The sequence below is a fragment of the Sulfuricurvum sp. genome, assembly GCF_028681615.1.
Lineage (GTDB): Bacteria > Campylobacterota > Campylobacteria > Campylobacterales > Sulfurimonadaceae > Sulfuricurvum.
In genome coordinates this window covers 46810-64284 of the sequence record NZ_JAQUHV010000014.1, presented here as the reverse complement: position 1 = coordinate 64284, position 17475 = coordinate 46810, and the positions used below count along the sequence as shown (strand labels likewise).

Annotated in this window: 17 protein-coding genes; 10 read left to right on the top strand and 7 right to left on the bottom strand. The window is 45.0% G+C overall.

Annotated elements, in window-relative coordinates:
- The 10 genes from PHE37_RS11385 to PHE37_RS11340 form a co-directional block, all read left to right on the top strand.
- On the top strand, nt 1-221 hold a 221-nt coding region (locus PHE37_RS11385; protein ID WP_366881175.1), incomplete at its 5' end, for an HD domain-containing phosphohydrolase.
- 91 nt (nt 222-312) lie between these two features.
- Nucleotides 313-1578 carry a malic enzyme-like NAD(P)-binding protein gene (locus PHE37_RS11380; RefSeq protein ID WP_300008644.1) on the top strand — a complete coding sequence of 422 codons (1266 nt, stop codon included), beginning with the start codon at nt 313-315 and terminating at the stop codon, nt 1576-1578.
- Nucleotides 1579-1588: 10 nt separating this feature from the next.
- Nucleotides 1589-2230: a DUF2238 domain-containing protein gene (locus tag PHE37_RS11375; RefSeq protein WP_299997807.1), complete on the top strand. Its 642-nt coding sequence runs from the start codon at nt 1589-1591 to the stop codon at nt 2228-2230.
- The gene (locus tag PHE37_RS11370) at nt 2214-2660 is read left to right on the top strand and encodes a YaiI/YqxD family protein (RefSeq protein WP_299997804.1); all 447 of its coding nucleotides are present in this window, start codon (nt 2214-2216) and stop codon (nt 2658-2660) included. Before PHE37_RS11375 ends, PHE37_RS11370 begins: the two co-directional genes overlap by 17 nt.
- 60 nt (nt 2661-2720) lie before the next feature.
- The gene (gene dnaE, locus PHE37_RS11365; RefSeq protein ID WP_300008642.1) at nt 2721-6254 is read left to right on the top strand and encodes a DNA polymerase III subunit alpha; all 3534 of its coding nucleotides are present in this window, start codon (nt 2721-2723) and stop codon (nt 6252-6254) included.
- Between the two features lie 15 nt (nt 6255-6269).
- Entirely contained in the window at nt 6270-7148 is an 879-nt protein-coding gene (locus PHE37_RS11360; RefSeq protein ID WP_299995622.1) for a hypothetical protein, read from the top strand.
- A gap of 57 nt (nt 7149-7205) precedes the next feature.
- Nucleotides 7206-7451, top strand: coding sequence for a type II toxin-antitoxin system Phd/YefM family antitoxin (locus PHE37_RS11355; RefSeq protein ID WP_299995620.1), 246 nt, complete (start codon nt 7206-7208; stop codon nt 7449-7451).
- Entirely contained in the window at nt 7445-7714 is a 270-nt protein-coding gene (locus tag PHE37_RS11350; protein WP_299995618.1) for a Txe/YoeB family addiction module toxin, read from the top strand. Before PHE37_RS11355 ends, PHE37_RS11350 begins: the two co-directional genes overlap by 7 nt.
- A 20-nt stretch (nt 7715-7734) precedes the next feature.
- A complete protein-coding gene (locus tag PHE37_RS11345) occupies nt 7735-8973 on the top strand; it encodes a M18 family aminopeptidase (RefSeq protein ID WP_300008640.1) in 1239 nt (412 codons plus the stop codon).
- Nucleotides 8973-9959 (top strand): HAMP domain-containing sensor histidine kinase, encoded by a 987-nt coding sequence (locus tag PHE37_RS11340; RefSeq protein WP_299995616.1) that lies wholly within the window; start codon nt 8973-8975, stop codon nt 9957-9959. Before PHE37_RS11345 ends, PHE37_RS11340 begins: the two co-directional genes overlap by 1 nt.
- Here PHE37_RS11340 and PHE37_RS11335 read toward each other — a convergent pair.
- From PHE37_RS11335 to PHE37_RS11305, 7 genes are all read right to left on the bottom strand, one after another.
- Nucleotides 9951-12161 (bottom strand): EAL domain-containing protein, encoded by a 2211-nt coding sequence (locus PHE37_RS11335; protein ID WP_299995614.1) that lies wholly within the window; start codon nt 12159-12161, stop codon nt 9951-9953. The genes PHE37_RS11340 and PHE37_RS11335 overlap by 9 nt on opposite strands.
- A gap of 86 nt (nt 12162-12247) precedes the next feature.
- Complete coding sequence (locus PHE37_RS11330; RefSeq protein ID WP_299995612.1) at nt 12248-12925, bottom strand: YggS family pyridoxal phosphate-dependent enzyme; 678 nt, start codon at nt 12923-12925, stop codon at nt 12248-12250.
- Nucleotides 12922-13974, bottom strand: coding sequence for an RIP metalloprotease RseP (gene rseP, locus PHE37_RS11325; protein WP_299995610.1), 1053 nt, complete (start codon nt 13972-13974; stop codon nt 12922-12924). The genes PHE37_RS11330 and rseP overlap by 4 nt, the downstream gene beginning before the upstream one ends.
- On the bottom strand, nt 13971-14528 hold the full coding sequence (gene pgsA / locus PHE37_RS11320) for a CDP-diacylglycerol--glycerol-3-phosphate 3-phosphatidyltransferase (RefSeq protein ID WP_299995608.1): 558 nt from the start codon (nt 14526-14528) through the stop codon (nt 13971-13973). The genes rseP and pgsA overlap by 4 nt, the downstream gene beginning before the upstream one ends.
- Nucleotides 14525-15301, bottom strand: a complete 777-nt coding sequence (locus PHE37_RS11315) for an enoyl-ACP reductase (RefSeq protein WP_299995606.1) — start codon at nt 15299-15301, stop codon at nt 14525-14527. Before PHE37_RS11315 ends, pgsA begins: the two co-directional genes overlap by 4 nt.
- A gap of 3 nt (nt 15302-15304) precedes the next feature.
- Nucleotides 15305-16198, bottom strand: coding sequence for a 4-hydroxy-tetrahydrodipicolinate synthase (dapA, locus tag PHE37_RS11310; RefSeq protein WP_299995605.1), 894 nt, complete (start codon nt 16196-16198; stop codon nt 15305-15307).
- Nucleotides 16195-17454, bottom strand: a complete 1260-nt coding sequence (locus tag PHE37_RS11305; protein ID WP_299995604.1) for a pitrilysin family protein — start codon at nt 17452-17454, stop codon at nt 16195-16197. Before PHE37_RS11305 ends, dapA begins: the two co-directional genes overlap by 4 nt.
- Nucleotides 17455-17475 lie beyond the last annotated feature (21 nt).

The window sequence follows — 17475 nt, the reverse complement described above, 5'->3', positions numbered from 1 at the left end:
GAGAAGCAATTCATATTTTTGGCCGTATCGTAGCATTTGCAGATGTACTCGATGCTATCAGTAGTACACGAGCTTATAAAAAAGGATGGCCACTAAATGATATATTTGCCCATATTAAATCTGAACGCGGAAAACATTTTGATCCAAAAATAGTCGATCTTTTTTTCGATAATTTCTCCCTCTTTTTGGACATCAAAGAAAAACACGATAATATCATTTAAAGAGTGGCGATTCAGAAAGTGTATGTTATGTACAATGTGTAAGTGAAGAAATACAATTGTATAATTGAGATATATTAGATAAGGAATACAGTTGAATCACGATAGCGCGTTAAATGAAAGAGCATTGTATTATCATGAGTATCCAAAAGCAGGAAAAATTGCAACTGAAATTACAAAAACATTTGTCACGCAGGATGATTTGAGTTTGGCCTACTCTCCCGGTGTTGCCGCACCGTGTTTGGAGATCCAAAAAAATCCGGATGACGCCTATCGTTATACGTCAAAAGGAAGTCTTGTTGCCGTTATTTCCAACGGAACAGCGGTATTGGGTCTGGGAAATCTCGGTGCGCTCGCTTCTAAACCGGTGATGGAAGGCAAAGCAATCCTCTTTAAGAAATTCGGAGGTCTTGATTCATACGATATTGAGGTGGATGAAACCGATATCGAGCGTTTTTGCGATACGGTTGCGGCGATTGCTCCGACATTCGGAGGGATTAATCTCGAAGACATCAAAGCTCCCGAGTGTTTTGAGATCGAGCGGCGTCTTATCGAACGTCTCGACATCCCCGTAATGCATGATGATCAGCACGGTACGGCAGTCATTTCCTTGGCGGGCATTATGAACGGATGCCAAGTGACCGGGCGCTCGTTGGAATCGATCCGGGTCGTGATCGTAGGAGCCGGTGCGGCGGCAATCAGCTGCGGACGGATTTATCGTTTTATGGGAGTCCGTGAGATCTATATGTCCGATTCAAAAGGGCTGATCCATGCCGGACGAAGCGATCTCAATGCGCAAAAGCTCGAATTTGCAGCACCGGAGGGGATGAATTTGAGAAGTGCGTTTGAAAATGCCGATGTGGTTGTCGGGCTTTCGGCACCGGGGAGTTTTACGTTAGAGGATATCGCATGTATGGCGCCTGAGCCGATCATTTTTACCCTTGCCAATCCGGTTCCGGAACTTTTTCCAGAAGATGTCCGCTCTGCGCGTCCCGATGCCATTGTCGCGACCGGACGAAGCGATTATCCGAATCAGGTGAATAACGTCCTCGGTTTTCCGTTTATTTTTCGCGGTGCGATGGATGTACGTGCCAAAACGATTAATATGGAGATGAAAGTGGCAGCTTCTCAGGCATTGGCGGCATTGGCGCGTGCGGAAATACCGGAATATCTTAATACGATCTATAAAACCGAGTTGAGTTTCGGAAAAGAGTACATCATCCCAAAACCGTTCGATAAACGGCTGATCGTCGAAGTCTCGGCGAGTGTGGCGGAAGCAGCGGTAAAAAGCGGTGTGGCACGTGTGGAAAATTTTGATTTGGAACACTACAAAATTGATCTGGCAAAACGGTTGGATTAGAGTTGAAACAATGACTAAAACAGTGGACAATGATCTGAAATTTATTCTGTTGGGCGGGTTTTTTCTCATTGCTTTATTGATCTACACGGGTTTGCACGCGTATGATTTTTTGACATGGTGCATGGAAGTTGCCCCCGTGATAATCGCATTGCCGATTTTAGCGGCTACCTATCGAACGTTTCCTCTGACGTCATTGCTCTATTGGGTTATCTTGCTTCATTCGATCGTTCTGATTTTTGGAGGAATGTATACGTATGCCCGTGTTCCGCTCGGATTTGAGATTGCACAGTGGCTCAATCTGACGCGAAATCCGTATGATAAAATCGGTCATTTTATGCAGGGTTTCGCTCCGGCTTTGATTGCACGTGAGATCTTGATTCGCGGAAATTACATCAACGGACGGCGGATGTTGAACTTTATCGTTATCTGTATCGTACTTGCGATCAGTGCGTCGTATGAACTGATCGAGTGGGGAGCGGCTGTATGGATGGGGCAGGGTGCAGATGAGTTTTTGGGAACTCAGGGTGATATCTGGGATACGCAATCGGATATGTTTTTTGCCCTGATCGGAAGCAGTGTCGCTATCGGTTTTCTTTCCGGTTTTCACGACAAATTGATTAAAAAAGTGGGTCAAAATGAAAATTCTCGTTGATGCGGACGCATTTCCCAATGCCCTCAAAGAGATATTGCTTCGTGCAGTGTTGAAACGGAAGATTACGACCGTTTTTATTGCTAACAAGCGGATCGGAATCCCCGATGTTGAGCATGTATCGATGGAGGTCGTTGCACAGGGGCCTGATGAAGCCGATCACCGTATTGCCGAACTGTGCGAACCGAAAGATCTGGTGATCACCGCCGATATTCCGCTGGCAGATCGGATCGTCACCATCGGAGCGGTAGCACTCGATCCGCGCGGAACGATCTACGATGAAAACAACATCAAACATCTCTTAGCGATGCGGAATCTGATGGAAGAACTTCGCAATAATGGGGAGATCACGGGAGGTCCCTCTGCAATCGGGGAAAAAACGGTGCGCTTATTTGCGGACGGACTGAATAAATTACTCTCAAAGCGGATTTAAAAGCTCCCCTTTACCCTCGAAACACTATAATCTACTTACTTTTTTTCAAGGCATTTTTTTATGAGTACTGTCCCTCCGTTTACCCATCTGCATCTTCATACCGAATACTCCCTTCTCGACGGCGCGAACAAGATTTCCGCATTGGCGGCGCGTGTCAAAGAACTCGGGATGACCTCGGTCGCGATGAGCGATCACGGGAATATGTTCGGAGCGATCGATTTTTATCAGCAGATGAGAGGAGCCGGACTCAAACCGATTATCGGGATGGAAGCCTACATCCATAACGGCGAAGATTTAGGGGATAAAACAATCAAACAGCGTTTTCACGTTTGTTTGTTTGCCAAAAACGAGGCAGGTTATAAAAACCTGATGTACCTCTCTTCCCAAGCCTATATCAACGGTTTTTACTACTTTCCCCGCATCAACAAACAGCTGTTACGAGAAAACAGCGAGGGGATCATTTGTACCTCTGCGTGCTTGCAGGGAGAGGTAAACTGGCATCTCAATACCAACAGTGAACGTAACGTCAAAAACGGGGCAGGGGGCTACGAAGAAGCCAAACGGATCGCGTTGGAGTATAAAGAGATTTTCGGGGATGATTTTTACATGGAGATCATGCGCCACGGGATTGCCGATCAGCTGTTTATCGATGAGCAGGTGATCAAAATTTCCCAAGAAACGGGGATCAAACTCGTCGCGACCAACGACACCCACTACACGTATGCCGACGATGCACAGTATCACGAAGCGTTCATGTGTATCGGAATGAATAAACTCTACGACGATCCCAAACGTATGCGCCACTCCGTCCATGAGTTTTACATCAAATCACCCGAACAGATGGCACGGCTGTTTGCCGATATCCCCGAAGCACTCTATAACACGCAGGAGATTGTCGATAAATGTCAGTTGGAACTGAAACTGGGAAATCCGACACCGCCGAATTTCAAATTTACCACCGAATACGCCCTCGAAGAGGGATTGGAAATTGCGGAAGACTCCGAATACTTTATCCATCGATGCCGTATCGGACTGGAAATGCGGCTCGAACACGTTCCTGCTGAACGCCATCAGGAGTATCGTGACCGCTTAGAGTTCGAGATGCAAGTGATCAATCAGATGAAATTCCCCGGCTACATGCTGATCGTTTGGGACTTCGTACGCGAAGCGAAACGGATGGGGATTGCCGTCGGACCGGGACGCGGATCGGCAGCGGGAAGTCTCGTCGCCTACTCTTTGGAGATTACCGACATCGATCCGATGAAATACGATCTCCTTTTTGAGCGTTTCCTCAATCCGGAACGGGTATCGATGCCCGATATCGATATGGACTTTATGCAGGCGCGCCGCGGTGAAATTATCGACTACGTCGTCCGTAAATACGGGCGTGAGCAGGTCGCACAGATCATCACATTCGGTTCGTTGTTAGCCAAAGGGGTTATCCGCGACGTTGCACGGGTACTTGAAATGCCGCTTTCTCAGGCCGATATGATGGCCAAACTGATTCCCGATGAACTGGGGATTACTCTAAACGGTAAAACCAAAGGGGGCGAGTTCAAACCCGGAGCGTTCCAAAAAGAGCCGAAAATTCAGGAATTGATCGAGTCGGATACGCAGGCAGCTCGGGTATGGGAATTTTCCAAAAAGCTTGAAGGACTCAAACGCAATGCGGGGATGCACGCAGCGGGAGTCGTTATCTCTAACGAACCGTTATGGAAGAAAACCCCGATCTACAAACCTTCCGGTGAGGAGACGTTTGTCACCCAGTATTCACTTAACTATCTCGAAGATATCGATTTGATTAAATTCGACTTCTTGGGACTTAAAACGCTCGATGTTATCGATAACGCGATCAAACTGATCAAAAAGCGTTATGACGTGGATGTTAACTGGCATAAAATCGATGAGAATGACCCGAAAGTATACGAGATCATCCAAAGCGGCGACACGATCGGGATGTTCCAGATTGAGAGCTCGGGGATGCAGGATCTAAATCGCCGTCTTAAACCGAGTTTGTTTGAGGATTTGATTGCGGTACTTGCCCTCTATCGTCCGGGGCCGATGGAATCGGGAATGCTCGATGACTTTATCGAACGTAAACACGGTCGTCAGGCGATCAGCTATACCTTCCCGTCGATGGAACCGATCCTCAAACCGACTTATGGGGTTATCGTATACCAAGAGCAGGTCATGCAGATCGTACAAACGGTCGGTGGCTTCAGCCTCGGCGGGGCGGATATCGTTCGTCGTGCGATGGGGAAAAAGAAAATCGAAGAGATGCAAAAGTACAACAAAGAGTTCTCTGAGGGGGCACAGAAACAGGGGCTGGATTATAAAAAAGCTTCGGAACTCTTTGACCTGATCGAGAAATTCGCCGGCTACGGATTCAATAAATCCCACTCGGCGGCGTACGCGATGGTCACGTTCCAAACCGCATGGCTCAAAACTTACTATCCGCAAGAGTTTATGGCGGCTCTCCTCACATCAGAGAAAGACAATACCGATAAAGTCGTCAAATACATCGATGAAGCCAAACGGATGAAAATCTTCCTCGGTGCTCCCGATATCAACCACTCACAGCTCGAATTCTCCGCGATCAATAAAGACGGACAGGATCAGATTCTCTTCGGTCTCGGAGCGATCAAAGGGGTCGGTGAAGCGGCAGTCGAATCGATCCTCGAAGCACGTGCCGAAGGTGAGTTCAAAGATATTCAGGATTTCATCAACCGCATCGAGCCACAAAAAGTGAACAAACGGGTGATCGAGTGTATCATCAAAGCGGGGGGGCTGGACCATTTCGGATATTCTCGCCGTGCGCTCCTAGAACAGGTTGAAACTCTCGTAGAGACGGCAAAAAAAGGCTCATCTTTGAAAAAAGATGCCCAATTCAGCCTTTTTGGAGATGATGAAGAGGTGACGGCGGTTGAGCTAACCCTCAAAAATATGGACGAATTTGATCTTAAAACGCTCCTTGATTTCGAGAAAGACACCCTCGGCTTTTACGTCTCTGGTCATCCTCTCGATAATTTCCGCGATCAAATCGATGCCATCAACTATACTCTCTCTTCCGAGGTTGAAAATATCGAAGACGGTTCGAGTGCCATATTTATCGGAAAAGTCGAAGAGATCACCAAAAAAATGTCGAAAAAAGGGTCACAGTTCGGACTGGTCAGCCTCATGGACTTCCACGGAAATATCGAGGTGATGCTCTTTAGCGACAAACTCGAAGAGCTGGAGAAAATGGACTTGGACGAACCGATCGCGTTCAAGGTCAAGGTGACCCACACCGAAATGTTTACCCGCATCAGCGTAACCAAAATCATGACCCTCGCCGAAGCGAAAAAAGAGGCGAAAAAAGTAGAGACGAAGATCGTCGAAGCACCGCAGGAACCGTTGCTGCTCCGCATCCGTCTCAGTGAAAACCTCGAATCACTCGAAAAGCTCTACACCCTGATCCGACGTCATCCGGGACGTCGCCCGATCAAACTCACGATTGTCTCAAAACTGTGTGACGTTGTGATTGATTCGGCGATACGGGTTGATAATAAGGTGATAGAAGAGTTAAGTGCGTTGGAAGATGTGGATGTGGTTTAAGTATTAGGAATTTTAATGAATACACAATATGTTCTTAGAACAAATGCTTTTGATTGTTCTGAGGAAATAGTTTTGTCAGAAATTGAGTATTTAGAATGTAAAGAATCAAAAATCAAACTTTCTGAAATGTTTTCAATTGAAGAAAAATATCATATCATCATTAATAATTATTCGGATTTTGAGAAAAGTGTTTTAAATATTTCTCTCTTGAATGAAATTAATAGAGGTGGGTATTATCAAGAGTTTTATGAGTTTAAATCAGAATTAAATACAAAAATAATAAATATTTTAACTTCTACAAGATTGTATATAGATAGTTTAGAGACACATGTAAGTGAGATATTCAATGATAAAAAAATCAAAGAATTAGTTAAATCTTATAAATATCAAGAATATGATGAAAAAATTCATTATAGATTTATGGAAGCATTTAGAAATTATCTTCAGCATTCAGGTATGGCTGTACATCGATTATCATTAGCTGGTCGGTGGAAAGAAGATAAATCTAAAAGGGAAATGTATATAGATATTTATGCCCAAAAAGATTTATTAGATGCAAAATTTAAAGCAAGTGTTTTAGATGAAATGACTAATGAAATTGATCTTAAAGAATATATACGAAACTATATTGATTCAATTGGTGTAATACATTCTAAAATAAGAGACTTGGTGTCATCTACTATTGATAATGCCAGAAACAATTTAGAATTAATGCATACTCGTTATCAAAAACAATATAATGTAAATACAGTTTCCTTATCGATCATCCAATTGGAAAACAATAAAAATGTTGAAACGATACCAATTTTATTAGAATGGGATGATATAAGAAAAAATTTACAAAAACGATACTATGTTCCAACTCATCATAGTAATGTAAGTATTATTTCATAAAATATGGGTTTGACAAAACGTACGCTTTTCGGTACGATTTGTTTATAAGGAGCACCTATGACAAAAGTTATAACTGCCTCTCAAGCTCGATCTGACATCTATAATCTCATCGACGAGACGGCACAGAGCCACGAACCGATCATTATCACAGGTAAACGCCATAACGCCGTTATGGTCTCTCAAGAGGACTGGAAAGCGATAGAAGAGACGTTATATCTCACCTCTATCCCAAACATGGCACAATCCATTACCGAAGCCATGAATGCCCCCGACAGCGAATTTAGCGAAACGGTCGAATGGTAGAGTACAAAATCCTCTACAGCAAAGAGGCTCAAAAAGATGCAAAAAACCTCTCTGCGGCAGGATTAGCCGATAAGGCAAAAGAGCTGATCGAGATAATCAAATGCAATCCGTTCCAAACGCCTCCGAGTTATGAAAAGCTCGTCGGAAATCTCAGCGGAGCCTATTCTCGTCGTATCAATATCAAGCACCGTTTGGTGTATCAGGTGATCGAAGAGACGAAGACGGTGAGAATTTTGCGGATGTGGAGCCATTATGGAGAATAATCACTTATCAAGGAATTATAATGCGCGAATTTAACGAAGAACTGATCCAATTTATCGATGCTTCCCCGACTCCGTTTCATGCGGTAGCATGGCTGGCAAAGATGTTGGAGTGTCATGGCTTTATCCGACTCGAAGAAGATCAGGTTTGGAACCTCGAAGAGGATAAGGATTATTACGTTACTCGCAACGATTCTTCGATTATCGCATTCACCTATCCTCCGTGTGCCGAAAAAGGGTACACCATTGTCGGTGCGCATACCGACTCGCCTCATCTGCGTCTCAAACCGAATCCTCTGACGAGTGTAGCAGGTGTTAAACGGCTCGGCGTTGAGCCTTACGGCGGAGTATTGCTCAATCCGTGGTTTGACCGGGATCTCTCATTGGCGGGGCGTGTGGTGTATCTGGAGGGGGATGTACGACGTGAAGCGCTTATCAACATCGCTTCTCCTATCGCTGTTATCCCTTCACTGGCGATTCACCTCGATCGTGATGCGAATACGTCACGTACGGTCAACGCACAAACCGATATCGTTCCGATCATTGCGACCGGAGAAATCGATTTCGAGCAATTCATCCTCACTCAAATTCGAGAAGACACCACTGGGTTGACTTTGTTGGCCCATGAGCTCAGTTTTTACGATTCCCAAAAAGGCTCTTTTGTCGGAGTGAACGAAGAGTTTATCACCTCTGCGCGTTTGGACAATCTACTGAGTTGTTATGTTGGGATGAGTGCGTTGATGGAGACGTCGTATCCGATGATTGTTGCCTGCATGGATCACGAAGAGGTGGGAAGCGATTCGCATGTCGGTGCAGGAGGGACTTTTTTGGAAGAGACTTTGCGCCGAATCGCGGGAGAGTCATTTACTACCCTTATGCGCCGTTCAGTGATGGTGTCATGTGACAACGCCCATGCACAGCATCCGAATTTTCCGTCCAAACATGATAGCGAACATGCTCCGATACTCAATCAGGGTGTTGCGATCAAAATCAATTCAAATCAGCGTTATGCGACCAGTTCACGTACGATGGGGCGCTTTGTGCAATGTGCGCATTCACTGCACGTACCGACGCAGACGTTTGTGACGCGCAGCGATTTGGGATGCGGTTCGACGATCGGGCCGATAACGTCGACACGTCTCGGGGTGGAAACGATTGATGTGGGGGTTCCTACACTTGCTATGCACTCGATTCGTGAGCTTTCCGGTGTCAATGACGCGTACGGGCTCTATCGCATTTTAATGCATCTGGGCGACTTCTGATGAGTGATACGATTTCTCCCAGTGAGCTAAAAGCCCTTATCGATCAAACGTACAAGGTCGAAGAAGAATACGTGGCATTGCGCCAATCATATGAGTTTCTGCAATCGACGATTGAGCAGGTGATCGAATTTCTTCCCAATGCGATTTGGATCGTTGAACCAGACGGTTCGATCTTTCTGCAAAATTCACAGGCAAAAGAGCTTGACTCTTTATTTGAGACACTTCGCTACGGAGAAGAGGACTACGAAGTAAACTTCAAAGAACGCTCCTTCCTGATCAAATCAGCACACCACAATGAAAAGCATCTTTTGAGCGCAACGGATATCACGGAACAAAAACGGAAAGAAAATCTCGCCACAATGGGGCAAATGGCGGCTCATCTCTCCCACGAAATCCGTAACCCGATAGGCTCTATCGCGCTGCTTGCATCCACGCTGATCAAGAGGGTACTGCCTGAAAATCGTCCTATCGTGGAAGAGATTCAAAAATCGCTGTATCGTATTGAGCGGATTATCAAAGCGACTCTGATGTTTTCAAAAGGGGTCAGTGCGCAAAAAAACGCTCTCAAATGGTGGCAAATCCGTGAAGCACTGCAAAGTGCTATCGGCTATTACAGCTATGCCAAACCAATTGAGTTTATCTTCCCTGAGGAAGATTTTGATCTCATAGGGGATTTGGATCTGCTGAGTATGCTCTTTTCCAATTTTGTCTTTAATGCGATCGATGCGATTGAGCTGGATGAAGAAGATGAGGGTACGATCGAAATTGTCCATCATCAAGAGGGACCTGTGCATACTTTCGAAATTTATGATTCCGGTATTGAGATCGAGAATAAAAAGTGGCTGTTTGAGGCATTTAAAAGTACCAAAGAACGCGGGAACGGCTTGGGGCTGGTATTGGCTAAGAACATTGCCGAATCGCACGGAGGCGAGATAACGTTATGCGAGGGAACCCGAAAAGGATTTCGTATTACCCTCTCATCCTAACGGTTTTGGTTCGCTGATATAATACCCTTGCAAATAGTCGATTCCGAGTTCGTTGCATTTGTTGTAGACGGCTTCGGAATGGACGAATTCTGCGACCGTTTTAAGTCCCAAACGTTTAGAGAACTCTGTGATTGCGATAAGGACGGTTTGCGCATTCGGATCGTTATCGATGTTACGGATCAAAGAACCGTCGATTTTTAGAATATCGACATCCAGCTGCAAGATGTGGGCAAAGTTCGAATAGCCCGTACCGAAATCATCGATTGCAATCCGACAGCCGTATTGTTTTACTTCTGCGATAAACGTTGAGACCTCTTGGTAATTTTCTATCCCTTCACTCTCCAAGAGTTCAAAAATCAACCGTTTTGCATGTGCAGAGGTACGGAGTTTATGGATTATAAATTCTTTTGTAGGTTTGTCGAAAATATCATCTACGGAGAGGTTGATGGAGTAATGATGGGAAGTACTCTCCAACATTTTGAACACTTCAGTTACGACGAATTGGGAAATTAACGGATAAAGGCGCGATTGTTTTGCAGCAGGGAGGAAATAGCTCGGCGGGATCGTCGAACCGTTGCTGTCAATCATACGAATAAGCGCTTCATACTCGACAATATCTCCGTTTTTAGGATCGATGATTGGCTGATAATAGAGACAAAAACGTTTTTCTTCGATCGCTTCTTTAACTTTTTTACTCCAGAAAATATTATTTTGATACTCTTGTTTGATTTGCATCGTTTCATCATAGAGCATATAGCTGAGGTGCCTTTTTTTAGCCGCTTTCAGAGCCATATCGGCATTAGCCAAAAGACTGTTCGTATTGCGGCTGCGCATTGAGATATCCATTCCCATCGTTAAAGCGACATAGATGCTGGCACCGTGTACATCATAATATTTGGATTGCAGATAGTGAACAATATCGGTACGTGAGACTTCGAGCTGCAGAGAACTCATAGGTTCTGTAATAACAATGGCGTATTCATCCGACGGCATTTTATAGAGTTTCATCGGGTATTTTTGAATGGCTTCATGGATCGATCGGCTCAATGCCAAGAGGGTTTCATCTCCGATTGCATGGCCGTAAAAGTCATTGATCTCTTTAAAATTATCGATATTTAATAAAATAAGCGCGTAAAAACGGGTAGAGTGGATGTCTCGGATTAGGGCATTACGGTTAGGAAGAGACGTAAGATGATCGGTATGGAGCTGATGCTCCAACTTGTGATTCAGTTCCCGGGTGATTTTGGCATCACGGTCGATGCGGCGAATTAAAATTCTAAACCCGAAATGAAGTACGATGGCTACAACCGTGAGTAAAATAAGACTTATGATCAGAAGATTGCGTATCTCTGCATTGTACTCTTTAACGTCATTGGTAATATCGAACGCGCAAATCATCATTGCGATCGTCTCATTTTGATAATTGCTTAGAGAACGTGACGCGATGACATAATCCAAATTATTGATTTCGTATCGATTGCTTTGATGGAAACTAAATGTTGAAGGAAGATGCTCAAATAGAGGGTCATTGGATGAGACGAGTGAAAATCCGCTGTAGCTGATTTTTTGATCATCCGGCAATACCATTTTAAGTTTTTGGGTATTGAACGCGATAGCACTTTTGATCCCGGAATGGACATCAAGTCGTTTTTGGACTCGATCGATTTTAGCTACCGTTTGGATAATCCCTATGAAGGTGTCGTTTTTGAAGATAGGGATGATAGTGACCAACGCAACGTCATAGATGGTGACGTCCAAGGAGGTAATCGGTTTTTTGGTTTTAAGGGCATAGGCCAAAAGAGGCCGTTTTTTAAGAATATTGTCTCCGTATTTTTGGGGATCTTGCATCCGTAAAAAATGGGCGCCGTCTGCTCCGACAAACCCGCTCATATCGATTTCTCCCCGTCTTTTCGCTTCTTGGAAATAGGGGAGTGTAAGACGGTAGAGGGCTTCTCGGTCACGTGCTGCGAAAGCATCGACGATGTCACGGTTGGAAGAGATTTTACAGGCTAAATCACTGAGTCCTTTTTCGGTATCGAGGAGGGATAAATCAAATGCGTTTTGAAGCAGTGATCGATGAGCGGAAGTTTTCTCATCGAGTACCTTTTTTTTGTCTTGGATTATAGTTGAAATAAAAATCACTACGAGTAATACAATCAGCCCCATGGCATAGAGTATCGCTCGTTGTTTGATCTTTTTCACCTATACCCTTTGCCCCTTATGATGGGAGATTATAGCATAGCTGTGAGTTTTTTATGATGATAAAAGATCGAAAAAAAGCGTATTTTTTATGCTTTTGGGAAGAGAACGGACCCTAAGCGAACCATATTGGAACCGCATTCGATTGCCAGCTCAAAATCGCTGCTCATTCCCATGGAACAGATAGTTGCACCCGGAAGTGAATCAAAAATTTGTCGTGTTATTTCAAAACTTTTGGCAACGATTTTCGGATCATCGACATGTGCCCCGATGGACATGATTCCTTGCAGATGTAGCCGCGGGCACTCTTCAAGGATGCGGGTGTAATTTTCGTGAAATACTTCCGGAAGGAAGCCGCTTTTCGACTCTTCATAGGCTGAGTTGACCTGAACCAAAGCGCGCAATGTCATATTGTCTCGTTCAAGACGCTCATTGAGTGCATGGGCAAGTTCTATAGAGTCAATGGAATGAAGCAGATGAGGCCGCACACTCAAGAGATGATTGATTTTATTTTTTTGAAGTGTACCGATAAAATGCCATTCGATGGGTAAGGCATCCAACGCTTCACTTTTGCTCATCAGATCCTGAACTTTATTTTCTCCAAAAGCCCGTTGACCGATTTCGTAAAGCGATTTGATCGCTTCTGCATCAACGTATTTGCTCGCAGCGACAATTTTGACAATGTGATGATCGTTTACCCGTAAACGGGCTTTTTCAACCCGCTCAATAATTGTGTCAAAGTGAAGTTTTTGTTCCAGTGTCGTCATTGCATCAACCTCGTAATATCGTTATAAAGGCCAAGACTCATAAGGCCGAGCAATACTATCCATCCTCCGATCGTGAGCTGAGTCATTACCGCTTCACTCGGAGCTTTGCGACGGATGATCTCATAAAGATTAAACATGATATGTCCTCCATCGAGCGCCGGGATAGGGAGGAGATTAAGCACCCCTAAGTTGACAGAGATCAGTGCCGAGAAAAAGAGGAGACTCATCCAGCCGTATGCCGTTGCATCGGCAGTAATTTTGACGATACTGACGACACCGCCTACTTCTTTCGCCGGTACAACCCCTGTAATCAGTTTTTGAACACTTTGGAAAATGAGCAAAGAAGAGGTGTATGTCTCTTTTGATGCATATGAGAGTGCGTCAATCGGATTGAGGTCGAGTCTTTGAGTAGCACCGGATGGGGCAATCCCTACCATCGGCTTATAGATTTTTTCTTTGAACATATTTTGCGATTCGGTTATCTTCGGGGTGACATAGATGTCTTGGAGCGAATTGTTTCGTTTAATGGTGAGGGTCAATGTTCCGACAGAACTTTTGATCTTATCGGAAAGATCATTCCATTCGCGGATTTTTTCATTATTAATCGAAAGGACAACATCCCCTTTTTGAAGACCTGCCGTATATGCGGGAGAATCTTTGAGGACGTTTCCGATCACAGGGGAAAGGCTTTGAGGCCCTCCGAGTGCAATGGCATAAAAAAAGATCCATGCAAGAACGAAGTTGGCTAACGGACCGGCAAGGAGGATGATGATTCGTTGCCACGGTTTCTTGCTGTTATAACTATCGTCGTCATAGCTGATAGCACCCGGGTCAAGATCATCCTGCCCCTTCATCTTGACGTAGCCCCCCAAAGGGATTGCCGAGATTTGCCAGTCGGTATTCAGCCAGCGGAATGAGGCCAGTTTTTTTCCGAAACCGATGCTGAAGACTTCAACGTAAACACCGAACAATCGTGCCGCAGTATAGTGTCCCAATTCGTGAAAAAAAATCAGAACGGAGAGGACGAGGAGGGCAGCTATCCAACTCATGCTGTATGCTCCTTGGATTGATATGCTTTGGCGAATCCGACGAGGTATTCACCGCCTGAGTAGAGGGTTAATGCCACCGCAATCCAAAGGAGAACATCACCAAACGGCCAATGCATCAGCAAAAATCCGATCGCAATCATCTGTGCAACGGTTTTGACTTTGCCTGCCCATGAGGCACTGATATCGATCCCCTCTGAGAGGGAGAGTGTACGAAGTCCAGTGATGAAGAGTTCACGTACGATGATGATGTAAATAGCCCATGCCGATGCGGCACCGGTCATCATTAAACCCAAAAAAGCGGCGAGGGTAAGCATTTTATCCGCGAGAGGATCGAGAATCTGCCCGACGATGGTAATTTGATCGAGTTCACGTGCGACATAACCGTCGAAAAAATCGGTTGTACTGGCGATGACAAACAGTAACGATGCCATGTAATAGTTCCAGCTGATATCCCATCCGGCATCGGTAAATACTTGAGGATTAAGAATAATCCAAAACATCAGTGGAGCGATAAGAAGGCGTATAAAGGCTAAGATATTGGGAATATTAATCATCTAAATGTTGTGCCACCGTCAACAATGATTGTTTGACCGGTGATCCAGCTCGCCTCTTCGGTACAGAGGAAATAAACGGCACCTGCGATGTCGTCAGGGCTTCCCATACGGTTAAGTGCTGAGCGTTTTACCGTTTCGGCTTTGACCTCTTCATAGTTGGTGAACGCTTTGAGTGCATCGGTATCGATCGGTCCTCCTGATACGGCATTAACACGGATGTTCATCTCTCCGAGCTCTACGGCTGCGTAACGTGCCATCGCTTCAACGGCTGCTTTATTGGTTCCGTGACCCGCATAGTTTTCGATGTAGATAAGATTACCGGTACTAGACATCGTTACGACGGCACCGCCGCCCACTTTTTCCATCCGTTTTGCCGCTTCTTGGGTTCCGACAACGAATGCATTGACGGTAGCGGTGTAGATGTTGTTAAGCCCACGCGGTTTGAGACGCATAAATTTTCCGTATCCGCCGACAACCGGACGGCCGTAGATCATTGCATTACTGACAAAAAAGTCGACACGGTCAAAATCGGCATCAATTGCTTCAAAAAGAGGTTTAAACTCATCCGGCTCTAAAATATTGAGAGGATACGCACGAGCTTTTACGCCGTATTTGCTCTCCCACTCTTGGGCTAAAATAGCTGCTGTTTCACCGTTGGAATTGTAGGTAAAAGCAATGTTTACACCCTGCTGAGCAAATTTTTCTGCGATCGCTTGTCCGATCCCTTTGGTTGCTCCTGTAATTACGAGTGTTTTACCTTTCATATTTGCCATTCTTTATGCTCCTACAATGTTATAATTTTTTAGTACAGATTCAAGTTTTTTCATATTCTCATTACTCGGGGCGACGAGAGGAAGTCGGTATTCCAAGGTATCGATGAGGCCGACAATGTACATTGCCGCTTTGATCATCACCGGATTGGATTCCAAAAACAGCGCTTTATTGATCGGGAAAAGGGTGTCGTTCAGTGCTTTTGAACCGCTCAAGTCTCCTGAAAGCGCTTTGGCAACCAATTGGGCTTTTAAATCCGGCAAGAGGTTCGAGGTGACCGATGTGATACCCGCTCCGCCACACGCGAGGATAGCGTAGTCGATGGCATCATCGCCTGAAAAAACTTTCAATTCCGGCCGGCGTGAGAGAAGTTCGATAGTGCGTTCGATGCTTCCCGTCGCTTCTTTGATACCGTAGATATTTTGGACATCGTCAAAAAGACGGATAACGGTATCGGCACTGATGTCAACGACCGTTCTGCCGGGAACATTGTAGAGCATAAACGGAAGCTCAGGAACCGATTCTGCAATCGCTTTGTAGTGTTGATAAAGTCCTTCCTGGGAAGGTTTGTTGTAATACGGAGCTACGGAAAAAATGGCGTCAACACCGCATTTTAGCGCTGTTTTAGCTGCTTCTATCGCTTCTGCGGTTGAATTGCTTCCCGCACCGGCTAATACTTTTGTAGAGGTACCGCGGCACACTTCAACCGCGATTTCCATGCATCGTCTGTCCTCATCATAGGTTAGGGTTGCGCTTTCGCCTGTCGTTCCGACCGGACAAACGGCATCGATTCCGTTATTGATTTGTCTTTGTACCAGTCCAGCGTATTTTTGCTCATCCAATTGTCCATTTTTAAACGGAGTTATCAAGGCAGTTGTTGAGCCTGTTACTAGATTCATTTTTGACCTTTTCGTAGGATTATTGTCGTTGATTTTTCAGGAACCAAATAATGTTTGGCAACCGTCTGAATGTCTTCCGGCTTGAGGGCTTCGATTGTCGCTTCATACTTCATCAAAGGTGAAATATCACCCCGTGCAAGGTAGCTTCCGAAAAGATCGGCTACCGATGTTGAACTCTCTAACGAATAGATAAAATCCGATTTGGTATTGATTTTGACTTTATCAAGTTCCGCTTTTTCAACAGGCGCAGATTGAAGCGCATGGATGATTTTCCAGATTTCCTCTTCTACAGTTTCCGCTTTTACACCGTTGTTGCACACTGCGACAAAGAGAAATACTCCGGCATCGGTGTTTTCCATGTTATAGGCGTAGATTTGATTTACAAGGCGTTTTTCATCTACCAATGTACGATACAAGCGTGAGCTTTTGCCGGAACTGAGCATTTCGCTCATTGCGGAAAGTTTTGCTTGGTCGGCGTGCTGAAAATTCGGGATCGGGAAGCTGATGGCGAGCATCTCGACTTCGCTCTCTTTATCGACCATTACACGGCGTGCACCGTCTTGTTCAGGTTCGACGGTTTTGACTGCAGGGATATCAAGTGTATTGGGAACATTGCCGAATTGTTTTTGAGCTTCATCAAACACCGCGTCGGCTGAAACATCTCCGGTTACGACGAGAATGGCATTTTTCGGCTGGTAATAGGTCGCATGGAAATGTCGGATATCTTCCAATGTCCATGTTTGGATATCGTTCATAAATCCGATCGGCATCCAATGATATGGATGATAGACATAGGCACTGTTAAAAAGACGGAAATACATGTATCCCATCGGATTGTTATCGGTTCTCCATCGACGCTCTTCGGCTACGACGTTGCGTTCAGGTTGGAACTCATCGTCTTTGAGATTCAGATTTTGCATCAATTCGGCAAACAACGAAAGCGATTTAGGCAAGTTTTCGGTACTGGATTTGATGTAATAATGGGTGAAATCAAATCCGGTCGAGGCATTATTCAGTCCGCCGATGCTTTTGACCTCTTCATCAAACTCGCCCGCTTTTAGATTTTTGGTCGATTTGAAGTTCATGTGTTCAAGCATATGGGCAATCCCGGTTTTACCCATTACTTCGTTACGGCTCCCAACTTTGTAGAAAATATCGGTAGAGATAACGTGCGAGCCGTTATCCATTGGGATGGCAACGACTTGCAATCCGTTGGACAATGTTTTTGTTTCATAGTGGGGCAGGGATGAGGCCATAAGGGTTCCTAAACTCAAAAT

Bases quoted from the DNA above. Each gene is read 5' to 3' on its own strand.
- PHE37_RS11375 (WP_299997807.1), top strand. From the start codon at position 1,589: ATGACTAAAACAGTGGACAATGATCTGAAATTTATTCTGTTGGGCGGG.
- PHE37_RS11370 (WP_299997804.1), top strand. From the start codon at position 2,214: ATGAAAATTCTCGTTGATGCGGACGCATTTCCCAATGCCCTCAAAGAG.
- dnaE (WP_300008642.1), top strand. From the start codon at position 2,721: ATGAGTACTGTCCCTCCGTTTACCCATCTGCATCTTCATACCGAATAC.
- PHE37_RS11360 (WP_299995622.1), top strand. From the start codon at position 6,270: ATGAATACACAATATGTTCTTAGAACAAATGCTTTTGATTGTTCTGAG.
- PHE37_RS11355 (WP_299995620.1), top strand. From the start codon at position 7,206: ATGACAAAAGTTATAACTGCCTCTCAAGCTCGATCTGACATCTATAAT.
- PHE37_RS11350 (WP_299995618.1), top strand. From the start codon at position 7,445: ATGGTAGAGTACAAAATCCTCTACAGCAAAGAGGCTCAAAAAGATGCA.
- PHE37_RS11345 (WP_300008640.1), top strand. From the start codon at position 7,735: ATGCGCGAATTTAACGAAGAACTGATCCAATTTATCGATGCTTCCCCG.
- PHE37_RS11340 (WP_299995616.1), top strand. From the start codon at position 8,973: ATGAGTGATACGATTTCTCCCAGTGAGCTAAAAGCCCTTATCGATCAA.
- PHE37_RS11330 (WP_299995612.1), bottom strand. From the start codon at position 12,925: ATGACGACACTGGAACAAAAACTTCACTTTGACACAATTATTGAGCGG.
- rseP (WP_299995610.1), bottom strand. From the start codon at position 13,974: ATGAGTTGGATAGCTGCCCTCCTCGTCCTCTCCGTTCTGATTTTTTTT.
- pgsA (WP_299995608.1), bottom strand. From the start codon at position 14,528: ATGATTAATATTCCCAATATCTTAGCCTTTATACGCCTTCTTATCGCT.
- PHE37_RS11315 (WP_299995606.1), bottom strand. From the start codon at position 15,301: ATGGCAAATATGAAAGGTAAAACACTCGTAATTACAGGAGCAACCAAA.
- dapA (WP_299995605.1), bottom strand. From the start codon at position 16,198: ATGAATCTAGTAACAGGCTCAACAACTGCCTTGATAACTCCGTTTAAA.
- PHE37_RS11305 (WP_299995604.1), bottom strand. From the start codon at position 17,454: ATGGCCTCATCCCTGCCCCACTATGAAACAAAAACATTGTCCAACGGA.